At 69.8% G+C, this 16,160-nt stretch carries 13 protein-coding genes and 1 pseudogene; 9 read left to right on the top strand and 5 right to left on the bottom strand.

What is annotated here, in order from left to right; translation table 11 throughout:
- Positions 1-108: 108 nt before the first annotated feature.
- A complete protein-coding gene (locus CG723_RS16770; protein ID WP_100594200.1) occupies positions 109-1,290 on the top strand; it encodes a cation:proton antiporter in 1,182 nt (393 codons plus the stop codon).
- 131 nt (positions 1,291-1,421) lie between these two features.
- Here the strand turns inward: CG723_RS16770 and CG723_RS16765 are convergent, their stop codons facing one another.
- Positions 1,422-2,570: a PP2C family protein-serine/threonine phosphatase gene (locus CG723_RS16765; protein WP_100594199.1), complete on the bottom strand. Its 1,149-nt coding sequence runs from the start codon at positions 2,568-2,570 to the stop codon at positions 1,422-1,424.
- Between the two features lie 138 nt (positions 2,571-2,708).
- Here CG723_RS16765 and CG723_RS16760 point away from each other — a divergent pair, with 138 nt between their 5' ends.
- Positions 2,709-3,947: a GNAT family N-acetyltransferase gene (locus CG723_RS16760; RefSeq protein WP_100594198.1), complete on the top strand. Its 1,239-nt coding sequence runs from the start codon at positions 2,709-2,711 to the stop codon at positions 3,945-3,947.
- A gap of 25 nt (positions 3,948-3,972) precedes the next feature.
- Here CG723_RS16760 and CG723_RS16755 read toward each other — a convergent pair whose 3' ends face one another.
- Together CG723_RS16755 and CG723_RS16750 are read right to left on the bottom strand one after the other, a co-directional pair.
- Positions 3,973-4,785 (bottom strand): Fpg/Nei family DNA glycosylase, encoded by an 813-nt coding sequence (locus CG723_RS16755; protein ID WP_100594197.1) that lies wholly within the window; start codon positions 4,783-4,785, stop codon positions 3,973-3,975.
- Between the two features lie 129 nt (positions 4,786-4,914).
- The gene (locus tag CG723_RS16750; protein ID WP_100594196.1) at positions 4,915-5,400 is read right to left on the bottom strand and encodes a ribose-5-phosphate isomerase; all 486 of its coding nucleotides are present in this window, start codon (positions 5,398-5,400) and stop codon (positions 4,915-4,917) included.
- Positions 5,401-5,574: 174 nt separating this feature from the next.
- Here CG723_RS16750 and CG723_RS16745 point away from each other — a divergent pair, with 174 nt between their 5' ends.
- A complete protein-coding gene (locus CG723_RS16745) occupies positions 5,575-7,038 on the top strand; it encodes an amino acid permease (protein WP_100594195.1) in 1,464 nt (487 codons plus the stop codon).
- A 121-nt stretch (positions 7,039-7,159) separates the two neighbouring features.
- Positions 7,160-7,881, top strand: a pseudogene (locus tag CG723_RS49235) (FAD-binding protein); the annotation flags it as partial.
- Here CG723_RS49235 and CG723_RS16735 read toward each other — a convergent pair.
- Positions 7,823-8,401: a biotin transporter BioY gene (locus CG723_RS16735; RefSeq protein WP_100594194.1), complete on the bottom strand. Its 579-nt coding sequence runs from the start codon at positions 8,399-8,401 to the stop codon at positions 7,823-7,825. The pseudogene CG723_RS49235 and the gene CG723_RS16735 overlap by 59 nt on opposite strands.
- A 265-nt stretch (positions 8,402-8,666) precedes the next feature.
- On the opposite strand from CG723_RS16735, the gene CG723_RS16730 reads away from it, so the two are divergent.
- The 4 genes from CG723_RS16730 to CG723_RS48950 all read left to right on the top strand — a co-directional run bounded on the left by CG723_RS16730 (position 8,667) and on the right by CG723_RS48950 (position 12,723).
- Positions 8,667-10,058, top strand: coding sequence for an amino acid permease (locus CG723_RS16730; protein ID WP_100594193.1), 1,392 nt, complete (start codon positions 8,667-8,669; stop codon positions 10,056-10,058).
- Positions 10,059-10,173: 115 nt separating this feature from the next.
- The gene (locus CG723_RS16725) at positions 10,174-11,598 is read left to right on the top strand and encodes an amino acid permease (RefSeq protein ID WP_100594192.1); all 1,425 of its coding nucleotides are present in this window, start codon (positions 10,174-10,176) and stop codon (positions 11,596-11,598) included.
- 138 nt (positions 11,599-11,736) lie between these two features.
- Complete coding sequence (locus tag CG723_RS16720) at positions 11,737-12,378, top strand: superoxide dismutase (RefSeq protein ID WP_100594191.1); 642 nt, start codon at positions 11,737-11,739, stop codon at positions 12,376-12,378.
- 222 nt (positions 12,379-12,600) lie between these two features.
- Positions 12,601-12,723, top strand: a complete 123-nt coding sequence (locus CG723_RS48950) for a hypothetical protein (RefSeq protein WP_324903365.1) — start codon at positions 12,601-12,603, stop codon at positions 12,721-12,723.
- A gap of 2 nt (positions 12,724-12,725) precedes the next feature.
- Here the strand turns inward: CG723_RS48950 and CG723_RS16710 are convergent, their stop codons facing one another.
- Positions 12,726-13,358: a mycothiol-dependent nitroreductase Rv2466c family protein gene (locus tag CG723_RS16710; RefSeq protein ID WP_199841790.1), complete on the bottom strand. Its 633-nt coding sequence runs from the start codon at positions 13,356-13,358 to the stop codon at positions 12,726-12,728.
- A gap of 152 nt (positions 13,359-13,510) precedes the next feature.
- Here CG723_RS16710 and pepN point away from each other — a divergent pair, with 152 nt between their 5' ends.
- Entirely contained in the window at positions 13,511-16,093 is a 2,583-nt protein-coding gene (gene pepN / locus CG723_RS16705; protein ID WP_100594188.1) for an aminopeptidase N, read from the top strand.
- Positions 16,094-16,160: the final 67 nt, after the last annotated feature.

Below are 16,160 nucleotides of genomic sequence, written 5' to 3'. Positions count from 1 at the left end.
AGCTAACTATTGACGCGTTCTTGACTCTCTCTTGACCTAAGCCAGCCATCTGACCAAGCCAAGAACGGAAGGAACGGACCCATCGGGCATGCAGACACCTTGATAGCCATGGGCGGCGCCTTTCTCGCCGCCGCCGTCCTCGCCCGCCTCGGCGGACGCATCGGACTCCCCACCATCCCCCTGTTCATCCTGGCCGGGATCCTCCTCGGCCCGCACACACCCGGCATCGTGCTCGTCGCCGACCCGCACGACCTGGAGATGCTCTCCGCGCTCGGCCTGGTCCTGCTGCTCTTCTACCTCGGCCTCGAATTCCACCTGGACGACCTCAAGACCGGCGGCGGGAAAATGGCCGTCGCCGGCGGGACGTACCTCGCGCTGAACGTCGGCGCGGGCCTCGGCTTCGGATTCGCCCTCGGCTGGGGCACCTCCGAGGCTCTGGTCCTCGCCGGGGTCCTCGGCATCTCCTCGTCGGCGATCGTCACGAAGGTCCTGGTCGACACCGGCCGCCTCGGCAATCCGGAGACCAGGCCGATCCTCGGGATCATCGTCGTCGAGGACATCTTCCTGGCCCTCTACCTGGCCGCACTCCAGCCGATCCTGTCCGGCGCGGACAGTCTCGCGTCGGCGGTCATGGACGGCGGCAAGGCGTTCGGCTTCCTCCTGCTGCTCGCGCTCGCGGCGCGCTTCGGCACCCGCATCGTGGGCCACCTCTTCAACACCAAGGACGACGAACTCCTCGTCATCTCCTTCCTCGGCGCGGCCGTGTTCGTCGCCGGGGTCTCCGAGTGGTTCGGGGTCGCGGACGCGATCGGCGCGTTCATGGTCGGCCTGATGCTCGGCTCCACCACGTCGGGCGAGCGCATCCGCAAGCTCGTGCACCCCCTGCGGGACGCGTTCGGCGCGATCTTCTTCTTCGCGTTCGGCCTCTCCATCGACCCGGGCGACCTGCCGACGGTGCTGTGGCCGGTCCTCGCGGCCGTCGCGGTGACGCTGGTGATGAACGTGCTCGCGGGACTCGGGGCGGCGCGCGTGTACGGGTTCGGGCCCGGCCCCGCCGCGAACATCTCCACGACGCTGCTCGCCCGGGGTGAGTTCGCCCTGATCCTCGCCACGATGGCGGCGGGCGCGGGCCTGGACGAGCGGCTGTCACCGTTCATCGCGGGTTATGTCCTGCTGCTCGCCGTCCTCGGACCGATGGCGGCGGGCCGCTCGGAGTGGCTCGCGCGGGTCCTTCCAGGGGGGCGGCCGGACGGGGCGCCCCTCGATGAGCGAGTGGGCGCCGGGGTGTGACGGGTGGGTCCGCACCCCAGGGGCGAGCTTTCGTTGCCGGGCGCGGGTCTTCTGCGGCTGGTCGCGCAGTTCCCCGCGCCCCTGAAGGCATGCGGCTTCGACGCAGCCTCATCAACGCACAGGCGGAGCCGTCACGCGTCCCGGCAGATCAGCAGTAGCGCCCTGTCGTCGTTGACGTCCTTGGCCACCGCTTCGATGAGGTGCCAGGCCGCGCCGTGGAACCCGCCCGAGACATAGCGGTCCGCCTCGCCGGTGAGGCGGTCGATGCCCTCGGCGATGTCCCGGTCGGACGTCTCGACCAGGCCGTCCGTGAAGAGCATCAGGACGTCGCCGGGGCGCAGGGAGCCCTTTATGGAGTCGAACTGGGCGCCGTCGTAGACGCCGAGGAGCGGGCCCTCGGCGGCCTTCTCCTCCCAGCGGCCGCTGCCCGCGCTGAGCTGGAGGCCCGGCGGGTGCCCCGCGGAGAAGAGTTCGTAGTCGCCCGACTCCAGGTCGAGGACGAGGTGGATGGACGTGGCGAAGCCCTCGTCCCAGTCCTGCCGGAGCAGATAGCCGTTGGCGGCAGGCAGGAAGGCGTGCGGCGGCAGGGAGCCGAGGAGCCCGCCGAAGGCTCCGGACAGGAGCAGGGCCCTGGACCCCGCGTCCATGCCCTTGCCCGATACGTCGGTGAGGACCACTTCCAGGGTGCGCCCGCCGTTCGTACGGGCCGCGACCACGAAGTCGCCGGAGAAGGACTGGCCGCCGGCCGGACGCAGCGCCATCTCGCGGTGCCAGGCCTTGGGCAGCTGCGGCAGCTTGCTCTGTACGCGGATGCGTTCGCGCAGGTCGAACAGCATCGTGCCGCCGCGCCGCCAGGGCACGCCGACCCGGCTGCGGAACTGGGCGATGAGCAGCCCGAAGAAACCGCAGGCCGCCACGACCAGGACAGTGCCCGGGGTGACCCGGGCGGCGCCCTCCGAGTACGGGCCGAGCCTGACGGACTCCACGATGAGCGCCGCAGCGGCGGCCGCGTACAGGCCGAGGAGGCTGGCCGGGCGCAGCAGCAGTCCGCCCGCGACGATCGGCAGGACGAGCGCCGTCGGGGAACACCAGACCGAGTTGAGGAGAGTGCCGCAGGTGATGACCGGGACCGTGAGGAGCAGGCCCACCAGGGCGACCCAGTCGGAACCGTCGCCGCGGAAGTAGTCGACACCCGATCTGCGCAGGCCGATGCGGGCCCGGTGCAGTCTCATCTTCATCCGGGCCGGAAACGTCTCGGCTTGCGCGCGTCGTCCTGCCATTGCTCGTGGACCTTATACAGCGGGCCAGGGGCTTCGCACGGGAGGTCCCACTTGTCCCTCTTCCAGGCCCCTTCCGGCACCTTCCGCGGGCGGGGAAAATCTCTCGCTTCGTCCGCAGCGTCCTGGTAGGGATGCCCTATGACGATGGACGTACGGGTGCTGCGCCAGAACGACTGGCACGAGTGGTACGCGAAGCTGGAGCTGGCCTTCGGAGGAGTCCCCGAAGCGCCCGAGGAGCGCGCCCTGTGGGACGACCTCACCGAGTTCGACCGGTCCATCGGCGTCTGGGACGGCGACCGGTGCGTGGGGACGGCGGGGGCGTTCACGTTCGGGGTGACGGTGCCGGGCGGGGCCCAGGTCCCGGCGGCGGGCGTCACGATGGTGTCCGTCGCGGCGACGGACAGGCGGCGCGGGGTCCTGACGTCGATGATGCGGCGCCAGCTCGACGACGTACGGTCCTGGGGCGAGCCGCTCGCCGTGCTCACCGCGTCCGAGCCCGCGATCTACGGCCGGTTCGGGTACGGGATCGGGACGCGGCAGGCGAGCGTGGAGATCGACTCGACGCGGGTGCGGATCAACGCTCCGGCGGGGACGGACGACGTACGGCTGCGGTTCGCCGACGTCGCCGAGGCCGCCGCCGAGTGCGAGGCCGTGTACGTGCGCACGATCGGCACCCGGCCCGGCATGCTCGCCCGTAGGCCCGGCTGGGAGCGGCTGCCGCTGCTCGACGCGCCGTCGGAGCGCGAGGGCGCGTCGCCGATGCAGTGCGTGCTGGCCGAGCGTGACGGCGAGACGGTCGGCTACGTCCGCTTCCACAACAAGCCCGAGTGGGACGCGGCCGGGCCCAAGGGCCGGATCACGCTGCGGCACATCGACGCGCTCGACCCGGCGGCGTACGCGGCGCTGTGGCGCTTCCTCCTGGACATCGACCTGACGTCGACCGTCCAGGCGCGCAACCGGCCGGTGGACGATCCGCTGTTCTCCCTGGTCAGCGACATCCGGCGGTGCCAGGTGCGGCTGCGGGACTCCCTGCACGTACGGCTCGTGGACCTCGGTGTCGCGCTGGAGGCCCGCACGTATCAGGCGCCGGTCGACGTCGTCCTGGACGTGACGGACGAGTTCTGTCCGTGGAACGCGGGGCGGTGGCGGCTGACCGGGGACACCAAGGGGGCGTCCTGCAAGCGCACGGGGGACAGCGAGGACACAGCCGATCTCGCCCTGTCCGTACGGGAGTTGGCGGCGGCCTACCTCGGCGACACGTCGCTGGCGGCGCTGGCGGCGGCCGGGCGGGTGCGGGAGCTGCGTCCTGGCGCGGTCGGCGAGGCGGCGCTCGCGTTCGGGTCTGTCGTAGCGCCCTGGCTGCCGCACGGATTCTGAGCGGGCGGGGTGTGGCGGGCGCCGGTCAGCGGGGCGGCTGGCACCTCGGGCACCAGAAGAGGTTGCGGGCCGCGAGTGACGCCGTGCGGATCTCCGTGCCGCACAGATGGCACGGCATCGTGGCCCGCCGGTAGACGTACACCTCGCCGCCGTGGTCGTCCACGCGCGGCGGGCGACCCATCGCCTCGGGGGTGTGCTCCGGGCGGACGGTGTCGATGCGGTTGTGCCGGACGCCCTCGCGCATCAGCGCCACCAGGTCCGTCCAGATCGCCGTCCACTCGTCGGGCGTGAGGTCCTCGCCCGGGGTGTACGGGTCGATGCCGTGCCGGAAGAGGACCTCCGCGCGGTAGACATTGCCGACGCCGCCGATCACCTTCTGGTCCATGAGCAGTGCGGCGACGGTGGTGCGGCTGCGGGAGATACGGCGCCAGGCGCGGTCCGGGTCGTCGCCGTTCCTGAGCGGGTCGGGGCCGAGGCGGTCGTGTATCGCCTGCTTCTCGGCATCCGTGATCAGGGCGCAGGTCGTGGGGCCGCGCAGGTCGGAGTAGTGCGTGTCGCTCAGCAGGCGCAGCCGGACGGTGTCCGTGGGGGGCGGGGCCGGGGTCTCTCCGAGGGTGTACTTGCCGAAGAGGCCCAGGTGGATGTGGATCCAGCCGGTTTCCGCGAAGCCCAGGAAGAGGTGTTTGGCGTGAGCGTCTGCTTCGTCGAGGACCAGGCCGTCCAGGAGTGCGGCGCTGTCGGAGAACTTGCCCTGCGGGCTGCGTACGCCTAGTGGGCGGCCTGCGAAGCGCTCCGCGTGGTCCTGGGCCAGGCGGTGGATGGTGTGGCCCTCTGGCACGTCGTCCTTCTCCTCGGGATGGGTGGGGGCGGGCGTTGGGGATTTTTTCTCCCCCAGCCCGCCCCTTCCCGAGAGACCTGGGGCTCCGCCCCAGACCCCGCTCCTCGAACGCCGGAGGGGCTGTGTTTATCAGCCCTGCGGGTGGTGGGGCGGGATTGCGGGGAGTTCGCCCGTCTCCTCGTAGCGCGACAGCATCTCGATGCGGCGCGTGTGGCGTTCTTCGTTCGAGTACGGGGTGGAGAGGAAGATCTCGACGAACTTCGTCGCCTCTTCCTGCGTGTGCATGCGGCCGCCGATGGAGACCACGTTCGCGTCGTTGTGCTCGCGGCCGAGCGCGGCGGTCTGCTCGCTCCACGCGAGGGCCGCACGGACGCCCTTCACCTTGTTCGCGGCGATCTGCTCGCCGTTGCCCGAGCCGCCGATCACGACGCCGAGGGCGTCCGGGTCCGCCGCCGTGCGCTCCGCGGCACGGAGGCAGAACGGAGGGTAGTCGTCCTGGGCGTCATAGATGTGGGGCCCGCAGTCGACGGGCTCGTGGCCATGGGCCTTGAGCCATTCGACGAGGTGGTTCTTGAGTTCGTAGCCGGCATGATCCGAGCCGAGGTACACGCGCATGGGTCCGAGTGTGGCACGTCCCACCCGGGCACGGCGCGGTCGGGTCGTTGTCACCGTTCGTTTACGGGCAAACGTCTCGGAGTCGAAAATCACGATACGGAGTCAGGTCTTCCGTCCGGTACGTCCCTGGGTTTGAATGCGTGGGCTCGTGACCCGAGACTTAAGGATTCGTCCATGACCTCGCAACCCTCCCTTGCGAAGGCCGACCAGGCGCCCCACAATCCTGGAGATTCACAGCCTGACAGCGGTCAGACCGGAAATAGCGGTCCCGACCAACTGAAGGCCGGCCTCAAGAACCGACACCTGTCGATGATCGCCATCGGCGGCGTGATCGGCGCCGGCCTCTTCGTCGGCTCCGGCTCGGGCATCGCCAAGGCCGGACCCGCCATCCTCATCTCGTACGCCCTCGTCGGCCTGATGGTCGTCATGGTGATGCGGATGCTCGGCGAGATGGCCGCCGCACGGCCCTCGTCCGGCTCCTTCTCCGCCTACGCCGACCAGGCGCTCGGCCGCTGGGCGGGCTTCTCCATCGGCTGGCTGTACTGGTTCTTCTGGGTCGTCGTCCTCGCGGTCGAGGCCACCGCCGGCGCGGTGATCCTCAACGGCTGGGTACCGGCCGTGCCGCAGTGGGGCTGGGCCCTGATCGTGATGGTCGTCCTGACCGCGACGAACCTGGCCTCGGTCGCCTCGTACGGCGAGTTCGAGTTCTGGTTCGCGGGCATCAAGGTCGTCGCGATCGGCGGGTTCGTGATCATCGGCCTGCTCGCCGTGTTCGGCGTGCTGCCGGGCTCGGACAACCCGGGTGCAGGGTTCTCGCACCTGACGGACGCGGGCGGGTTCATGCCCAACGGCGCCGGGTCGATCCTCACCGGCGTCCTCATGGTCGTCTTCTCCTTCATGGGCAGCGAGATCGTCACGCTGGCCGCCGGCGAGTCCGAGGACCCGCAGCGTGCCGTCACCAAGGCCACGAACAGCGTGATCTGGCGTATCGGCGTCTTCTACCTCGGCTCGATCTTCATCGTCCTGACGCTGCTGCCGTGGAACGACAAGTCGATCGCCAAGGACGGCTCGTACGTCGCGGCCCTGAACTCGATCGGCATCCCCCACGCCGGTCAGGTCATGAACGTCATCGTGCTGACGGCCGTGCTGTCGTGCCTGAACTCCGGGCTCTACACCGCTTCCCGTATGGCGTTCTCGCTCGGCCAGCGCGGTGACGCGCCCAAGGCGTTCGCGAAGACGAGCAAGAACGGTGTGCCGCAGGCCGCGATCCTCGGATCCGTCGTCTTCGGCTTCGTCGCCGTCTGGTTCAACTACCAGTGGCCGGACACCGTCTTCAACTTCCTGCTGAACTCCTCCGGCGCCGTCGCCCTCTTCGTCTGGCTCGTCATCTGCTTCACGCAGCTGAAGATGCGCGGCATGATCCTGCGCGAGCAGCCCGAGAAGCTCGTCGTGAAGATGTGGCTCTTCCCGTATCTGACGTGGGCCACGATCGCGATGATCTCGTTCGTGCTCGTCTACATGCTCACCGACGACGCGGGCCGCGAGCAGGTCGTCCTGTCGCTGCTCGTGGCGGCCCTGGTGGTCGGTATCGCGCTCGTGCGTGAGCAGGTGCAGAAGCGGAAGAAGGTCTCCGCCTGACCCTTCCGGGCCCTCCCGGAAAGGTGTCAGCGGAAAGCTGACGGCGGGTGTCAGGTGATGCGGGCAGAAGTCTGCCGCATGAACTCCGACGACATCCGTACACAGCAGCTCGTCCCGCGGGCCCGGCGACGCCGGGTACGACGAGGAACTCGCCCGGTTTCCGGACCGGTTTCGCCCAGCGGCCCGACGTCATCTTCGCGGCAACCTCCGCCGATGACGTCGTGGCCGCTGTCGCGTACACGGCCGGTGCCGGACTGCCGGCCGGCGTGCAGGCCACCGGGCACGGGCTGCCCGGCGGCTTCGAGGGCGGCGTGCTGGTCTCCACGCGGCGCTTGGACGAGGTCGTGGTGGATACGGCGGAGCGCACGGTGCGGGTCTCGGCGGGGACGCGCCGGCGGCAGGTCGTCGAGGCGGCCGCTCCCCACGGCCTCGCCCCGCAATGGGGGTGCCTCCCACGCCCTTGAGGCAGTGGGGGGAGTATCGGCGCCGGGCGTGGGCGCGGTCTCTTACACGCTGGGCGGCGGACTCGGCGTCCTGGCGCGGGAGTTCGGTTACGCGGCCGATCATGTCCGGTCTGTCGACGTCGTCACGGCGGACACACGCCTTCGCACGGTCTGCGCCGACGCCGAGCCCGAGCTCTTCCAGGGCCTGCTCGGCGGCGACCGTACCGAGGGGCTGTACGACGCACAGACGCGGAAGAGGCTCGCCGATGTGAAGGCCGCGTACGACCCGGCGAACCTCTTCCGGAGGGACTACGACGTGCGCCGAGCGCCCGTGGCGAGAACTACTTGTCGGCGAACTTCCAGGCGGTGGGCAGCACGCCCATCGCCAGGGCCGCCTTCACCGCGTCGCCGATGAGGAACGGCGTGAGGCCCGCGGCGACGGCCTGCGTGAGGGTCATGCCGGTGGCGGCGGCGAGGTAGGGCACGCCGACCGCGTAGATGATCGCGGAGCCGAGGACCATCGTGCCCGCGGTGCGCAGGACCGAGCGGTCGCCGCCACGCCGGGCGAGCGCGCCGACGACGGTGGAGGCGAGCAGCATGCCGATGACGTAGCCGAAGGAGGCACCGCCCGCACCGGAGGTGCCCTGGGCGAACCACGGCATGCCGGCCATGCCGACGAGCGCGTACACGGCGAGGGAGAGGAAGCCGCGGCGGGCGCCGAGCGCGGTGCCGACGAGGAGCGCGGCGAAGGTCTGCCCGGTGACCGGGACCGGGGAGCCCGGCACGGGCACGGCGATCTGGGCCGCTACGCCGGTGAGGGCGGCGCCGCCGAGCACGAGCGCGATGTCGCGGGTGCGCGAAGCGGGGAGCAGGTCGGCCAGGACCTTGCCGGGGCGGGTGGAGACGGCAGCCGTACTCATCGGGACTCCGCGGGGGTGAGGGCAGGTTGGGACACCGTGACGCTATCCCAGGGGCCGATCCCCGATCACGGTCACTGCTCGACAAAGGGTGACGGCGGGTGTTGGTGGGCTCCTCACAAAGGGCCTCACTCATGCGCGACTTGGCGTGATGCTCGTCACTGAGGCCAGCGCCGAAACGGGCCGTTTTGCGCGCAGGGTCGGCCGCCGGGGAGACTGTAGGTTCCCGCCAAACCCACGCGAGCCCCGAAAGCAGTCTGAACCGCCGATGCACGACCAGCTCCCGTCCGGACCGGAACCGCTCGGAGGCGGACTCAAGCAACGGCATCTGACGATGCTGGGCCTCGGCGGCGTGATCGGGGCGGGGCTCTTCGTCGGCTCGGGCGCCGGGATCGCGGTCGCAGGGCCCGGCATCGTCGTCTCGTATCTGATCGCGGGCACGCTCGCGATGTGTGTGATGCGCATGCTGGGCGAGATGTCTGCGGCGATGCCGGCGTCGGGTTCGTTCTCCGTGCACGCGGAGCGGGCGCTCGGCCGCTGGGCCGGGTTCAGCGTCGGCTGGCTCTACTGGTTCCTGCTCGTCGTCGTCCTCGCCGTGGAGGCGACGGGCGCGGCGCAGATCGCCAACGGCTGGGCGCCGGGCGTACCTCAGTGGGCCTGGGTGCTGGTGTTCATGGTGGTCTTCACCGGGGCGAACCTGGCGGCCGTGAAGAACTTCGGTGAGTTCGAGTTCTGGTTCGCCGCCCTGAAGGTGTTCGCGATCGTCGCGTTCCTGGTCCTCGGCACGCTCGCGGTCTTCGGGCTGCTGCCTGCTGCGTCCAATCCTTCTGGGGACCCGGTCGGCTTCACCAACCTCACCGGGCAGGACGGCGGCTTCCTGCCGCACGGCTGGCAGGGCGTCATCTCCGGTGTGCTCGCCGTCGTGTTCGCGTTCGGCGGCCTGGAGGTCGTCACGATCGCTGCCGCCGAGTCCGACGACCCGGTACGCGCGGTCTCGCGGGCGGTGCGCAGCGCGGTCTTCCGCATCCTGTTCTTCTATGTCGGCTCGATGCTGGTCATCGTGACGGTGCTGCCGTGGACGGCACAGAAGGCGGGCATCAGCCCGTACGTCACCGTCCTCGACGCGATCGGAGTGCCGTCCGCGGGCCAGATCATGAACATCGTGGTGTTCGTGGCGCTGCTCTCGGCGCTGAACGCGAACCTCTACGGCTCCTCGCGCATGGTGTTCTCGCTGGCCGAGCGCGGTGAGGCGCCCCGCTCGCTGCTGAAGGTGAGCGGCGGGGGCGTGCCGCGCCGGGCCGTGCTCGCGTCGGTCGCGTTCGGCTTCGTGTCGGTGCTGCTCAATCTGGAGTGGCCGGAGTCCGTCTTTCTCTACATGCTCAACTCGGTCGGCGCGGTGCTGCTGTTCGTGTGGGCGCTGATCGCGGCGTCGCAGCTGCGGCTGCGGCGGCTCGTCGAGCGGGAGGCGCCCGAGCGGCTCGTGCTGCGGATGTGGGGGTTCCCGTGGCTGACGTGGGTGACGCTCGCCGCGATGGCGGCCGTCATCGGGCTGATGCTGACCGACGACACGGCGCGTCCGCAGCTCCTGTGGTCGACCGGCGCGACCGCGCTCGTCGTGGCCGTCGCGGGAGTGCGGGAACTGCGCGCACGGCGTGCCTGAACCTTCACGATGTGTGAGCGTCGTGTCCGTATACCGGTCAGCTGTTCCCTGTAGCCGGTGCCGCTGCTCAGACTGTGGGCCTTTCCCCGTCTCAGCTAATGAACAGGGCACATCCATGTCTCGGACGTCCGCGCAGTCGCCGGTCGACGCGCAGCCGATCGATCAGTCGCCGGCCGAGCCGTCGCTGTCGCGCGGTCTCAAGCAGCGCCATCTCTCCATGATCGCGCTCGGCGGTGTGATCGGCGCCGGCCTCTTCGTGGGCTCCGGAACCGCCATCGCGGCCGCCGGCCCGTCGATCATCCTCGCCTACGCGATCTCGGGCGCGCTCGTGATGCTCGTGATGCGCATGCTCGGCGAGATGTCGGCCGCGTATCCCGCCTCGGGTTCCTTCTCCGTGCACTCCGAGCGGGCCATCGGCCCCTGGGCGGGCTTCACGGCGGGCTGGGCGTTCTGGTTCCTGCTCTGCGTGGCGGTGGGGCTGGAGGGGATCGGCGCGGCGGGCATCGTGCACGGGTGGCTGCCGGGCGTGCCCGAGTGGGCGCTGGTCGCGCTGTTCATGCTGCTGTTCACCGGCACGAACCTCGCGGCCGTGAAGAACTTCGGCGAGTTCGAGTTCTGGTTCGCGACGCTCAAGGTCGGCGCGATCGTGCTCTTCCTCGTCATCGGCGTACTGGCGATCCTCGGCGTCCTGCCCGACGTCTCCGCGCCCGGCATGGACAACCTCACAGGCCACGGCGGCTTCATGCCCAACGGCACGGAGGGACTGATCGTCGGCCTGCTCGCCTCGGTCTTCGCGTACGGCGGTCTGGAGACCGTCACCATCGCCGCGGCCGAGTCCGAGCACCCGGTGCAGGGTGTCGCGAGGGCGGTCCGTACGGCGATGTGGCGCATCGCGCTCTTCTACGTCGGCTCGATGGCCGTCGTCGTGGTCCTGCTGCCGTGGACGGCGAAGGAGATCCCGACCAAGGGCCCGTACGTCGCCACGCTCGACCACCTGGGCATCCCGGGCGCCGGCCAGATCATGAACGTGGTCGTCCTCATCGCCCTGCTGTCCGCCATGAACGCCAACATCTACGGCGCCTCCCGCATGGCCAGTTCGCTGGTCGCCCGCGGCATGGGCCCGAAGGCGATCGGCAAGGTCACCGGCGGTGTGCCGCGCGTCGCGGTCCTGATCTCCGCCGCCTTCGGCTTCGTCTGCGTCCTGCTCAGCTACTGGCGCCCGGACGACGTCTTCGCCTGGTTGCTCAACACCATCGGCGCGATCATCCTCGTCGTCTGGTTCTTCATCGCCATCTCGCAGCTGCTGCTGCGCCGCAAGCTGGAGCGCGAGGCCCCGGAGAAGCTCGTCGTGAAGATGTGGGCGTACCCGTACCTCACGGTCCTGGCGCTCGTCGCGATGGTCGTCGTCTTCGTCCTGATGGCCCGTGAGCACGACACGCGCGTGCAGCTGTACTACACGGGCGGCCTGACCATCGTGCTCGCGATCGTCGGCTACGTACGCCAGAAGAGGGCGGAGTCGCGGGCGGCGACCGCCGCCTGACTCCGCTCAGCTCACCGAGGACCCCCGGGCCATCTGGCCCGGGGGTCCTTCGCGTTGCACCACCGACTACTGCTGTTAGCCTGCACTTGCACATTACTTGCAATAAGCTCTGCAGTACGCAGCTCGGAGGACTCGGACATGGCCATTTACACGCTCCCTGAACTTCCGTACGACTACGCGGCGCTCGAACCGGTCATCAACCCGCAGATCATCGAGCTCCACCACGACAAGCACCACGCGGCGTATGTGAAGGGGGCGAACGACACCCTGGAGCAGCTGGAGGAGGCCCGCGACAAGGAGTCGTGGGGCGCCATCAACGGCCTGGAGAAGAACCTCGCGTTCCATCTCTCGGGCCACATCCTGCACAGCATCTACTGGCACAACATGACCGGCGACGGCGGCGGCGAGCCGCTGGCCACGGACGGCGTGGGCGACCTCGCGGACGCCATCACCGCCTCCTTCGGCTCCTTCGCCGGGTTCAAGGCCCAGCTGACCAAGGCCGCCGCGACGACGCAGGGATCCGGCTGGGGCGTCCTCGCGTACGAGCCGGTGAGCGGGCGCCTGATCGTCGAGCAGATCTACGACCACCAGGGCAACGTCGGCCAGGGCTCGGTCCCGATCCTGGTCTTCGACGCGTGGGAGCACGCGTTCTATCTCCAGTACAAGAACCAGAAGGTCGACTTCATCGAGGCCATGTGGCGCGTCGTCAACTGGCAGGACGTCGCCAAGCGGTACGCGGCCGCGAAGGACCGGGCGTTCAATCTGCTGCTCGCCCCCTGAGCCGCTGAAGCGTCCCGCCTCGTGATCGTCTTCTCAACCTTCGCGACGGCGGGCGGATAGAGGAAGGACCCCCGCGAGGACATGACTCGCGGGGGTCTTTCGGTACGGGCGCTTCCGGGGGATCGTGTCGGCATGTCAAAGCTGCCGTGTCACACCTGCGACTCCCGGGAATCGCATCGCTCGCTGACGCGGGACGAGAAGGACTGGCTCAAGAATCGCCTCGTGAGGAACAACGTGGACGACTGCGTGATGTGCGAGGCCCCCGGCTGCCGGCACGTCCGCACCGGCTTCAAGCAGTGCGTGGGCAGCCGCGACCTTCATATCCGCATCCCCGAGCCGGACTGACCTCAGTCGAAGACCGGCCCCTGCGTCCGCGTGCGCTTGATCTCGTAGAAGCCGGGGACCGAGGCGACCAGGAGCGTGCCGTCCCAGAGCCTCGCGGCCTCCTCGCCCTTGGGGGCCGGGGTGACGACCGGGCCGAAGAACGCGATCTGCTCGCCGTCCGCGCCGGGTACGGCGATGACGGGCGTGCCGACGTCCTGGCCGACCTTGTCGATGCCCTCCTTGTGGGAGGCGCGCAGTTCGGGCTCGTACTTCGTGCCGTCCCAGTGGTCGAGGAGGGAGGCGGGCAGGCCGACCTCCTCCAGGGCTGCGGCGACGGCCTCCTTCGTGGGGCCCTCGCCGCCGTTGTGGATGCGCGTGCCGAGCGCGGTGTAGAGGTCGCCGAGGACCTCCGCGCCGTGCTCCTCCTGCGCCGCGATGACGACGCGGACCGGGCCCCATGCCTTCGTCTCAAGGAGCTCGCGGTAGTCGTCGGGCAGGTCGTCGAGCTTGTCCTCGTTCAGGACGGCGAGGCTCATCAGGTGCCACCTGACCTTTATGTCACGGACCTTCTCCACTTCGAGGACCCACCGTGAGGTCATCCAGGCCCAGGGGCACAGGGGGTCGAACCAGAAGTCGACGGGGGTCTTCTCGGACATGGTTCTCCTCATGTTTCCGTGGCGTTGACTCTCCTCGCCAACGTCCCGCGCCGGCGTCCCATTCCCGGCTGTCAGCCGTCAGGGGCACATGGCAGGATCGGTCCTGTTCGCACCACAAGTGCAGCCAGTCGAGTCACAAGGGAGTGCCGCCCGTGCCCGGAGAGAATCTTTCCCGCGACGAGGCCCGCGAGCGGGCGGGCCTGCTGTCCGTCGACGGGTACGAGGTCCAGCTCGATCTGCGGTCCGCGATCGGCGAGACCGAGGGCGAGGGTCCCCGGACGTTCCGCTCGGTGACGACGATCCGGTTCCGGGCCACCGAGCCCGGCGCCGCGACCTTCGTGGACCTGATCGCACCGTCCGTGAACGCGGTGACGCTGAACGGCGAGGACCTCGACACGGCGGCCGTCTTCGACGGGACGCGGATCGCGCTCGACGGCCTGGCCGCCGAGAACGAGCTGGTGGTCGACGCCCAGTGCGCCTACAGCCGCACCGGCGAGGGCATGCACCGCTTCGTCGACCCCGAGGACGGCGAGGTCTACCTCTACACGCAGTACGAGCCCGCCGACTCGCGGCGCGTCTACGCGGGCTTCGAGCAGCCCGACCTCAAGGCGCCCTACCGCTTCAGCGTGCAGGCGCCCGAGGGCTGGACGGTCTGGTCGAACGGAGTCGGTGAACTCGCCGATGACGTCTGGAAGTTCGCCGAGACGAAGCCGATCTCGACGTACATCACCGCGATCGTCGCGGGCCCGTACCACTACGTGACGGACTCCTACGAGCGCGTCTTCGAGGACGGTACGAAGCTGGAGATCCCGCTCGGCGCGATGTGCCGCAAGGGGCTCGCGAAGCACTTCGACGCGGACGACGTGTTCCTGGTGACGAAGCAGGGGCTCGACTTCTTCCACGACCACTTCGACTACCCGTACCCCTTCGGGAAGTACGACCAGGCGTTCGTGCCGGAGTACAACCTCGGCGCGATGGAGAACCCGGGCTGTGTCACGTTCCGCGAGGAGTTCATCTTCCGCGGCAAGGTGACGCAGGCGTCGTACGAGCGGCGCGCGAACGTCATCCTGCACGAGATGGCGCACATGTGGTTCGGCGACCTCGTCACCATGCAGTGGTGGGACGACCTGTGGCTCAAGGAGTCCTTCGCTGACTTCATGGGGACGTTCTCGATGGTCGAGGCGACGCGCTTCGCCAACGGCTGGATCACCTTCGCCAACAACCGCAAGGCGTGGGCGTACCGCGCCGACCAGCTGCCCTCCACGCACCCGGTCACGGCCGACATCCGCGACCTGGAGGACGCCAAGCTCAACTTCGACGGGATCACGTACGCGAAGGGCGCGAGCGTCCTGAAGCAGCTCGTCGCCTACGTGGGGCGCGAGGCGTTCCTCGAAGGCGCGCGGCGCTACTTCAAGCGGAACGCGTACGGGAACACGCAGCTCGGCGATCTGCTGTCCGTCCTGGAGGAGACCAGCGGGCGCGACATGGCCACGTGGTCGCGGGCGTGGCTGCAGACGGCGGGCGTCAACTCCCTCACCCCGCAGGTGACGTTGAGCGCCGAGGGCCGGATCACCGAGCTGGCCGTGATCCAGGAGGCCGCCGATTCGCACCCCACGCTGCGGCCGCACCGCGTCGCCGTGGGCCTCTACCACCGTGACGGTGCGAGCGGGGCGCTCGTGCGGTACGCGCGTGCCGAGGTCGATGTGGACGGGCCGCGGACCGTGCTGGACGAGCTGGCCGGCGCCGAGGCGCCCGAGCTGGTCCTGGTCAACGACGACGACCTCACTTACTGCAAGATCCGCTTCGACGAGAACTCGCTGGCCACCCTGCGCGAGCACCTCGGTGACATCACGGACCCCCTCGCGCGCGCCCTGTGCTGGTCGGCGCTGTGGAGCCTGACGCGGGACGGGCTCATGCCCGCGCGTGACTTCATCGGCCTCGTGCTGCGGTTCGCCGGGCGCGAGAGCGACATCGGCGTCCTCCAGATGCTGCACACCTGGGCGAACTCGGCGGTCACGCACTACGCGGCGCCCGAGTGGCGCGCCGAGGGCAGCCGGCAGCTCGCCGAGGGCGCCCTGCGGGAGCTGCGGTTCGCCGAGCCGGCCAGCCAGAACCAGCTGACGTGGGCGCGGTTCTTCGCCTCCGTCGCCTCCGCCGAGGCCGATCTCCAGTTGCTGCGCGGCCTGCTCCAAGGCACCGCGAAGATCGACGGGCTCGATGTCGACCAGGAGCTGCGCTGGTCGTTCGTGAATGCGCTCGCCTCCACGGGCGAGGCCGACGAGTCGGTGATCGACGCGGAGCTGGCGCGCGACGACACCGCCTCCGGCAAGCGGCACCAGGTGCGCTGCCTCGCGGCGCGCCCGTCCGCGGCGGTGAAGGCGCAGGCCTGGGCGCAGGTCGTCGAGTCGGACGCGCTGTCGAACGCGCTGGTCGAGGCGACGATCGCGGGCTTCCAGCAGCCGGCGCAGCGCGAGCTGACCGCGCCGTACGCGGAGCGGTACTTCGCGGCGATCGAGCGCGTGTGGCAGGAGCGGTCCATCCAGATCGGCATGGACGTGGTGAAGGGCCTCTTCCCCTCGCTCCAGGACTCCCAGGGCACGCTCGACGCGACCGACGCGTGGCTGGCGGCACACGAGGACGCGGCGCCCGCGCTGCGCCGTCTCGTCCTTGAGGCCCGCGACGACCTGGCCCGCGCCCTGCGCGCACAGGCGTGCGACGCGACAGCCGGGATGTAGCCCCGGAGGGAACAACAGGCTTGCTACGGCCGGGAGTTACCGAACACGGAAACTCCCGGCCGTAACC

The organism is Streptomyces sp. CB01635 (genome assembly GCF_002803065.1).
GTDB lineage: Bacteria > Actinomycetota > Actinomycetes > Streptomycetales > Streptomycetaceae > Streptomyces.
This window is presented reverse-complemented; position numbering and strand designations above follow the sequence as displayed.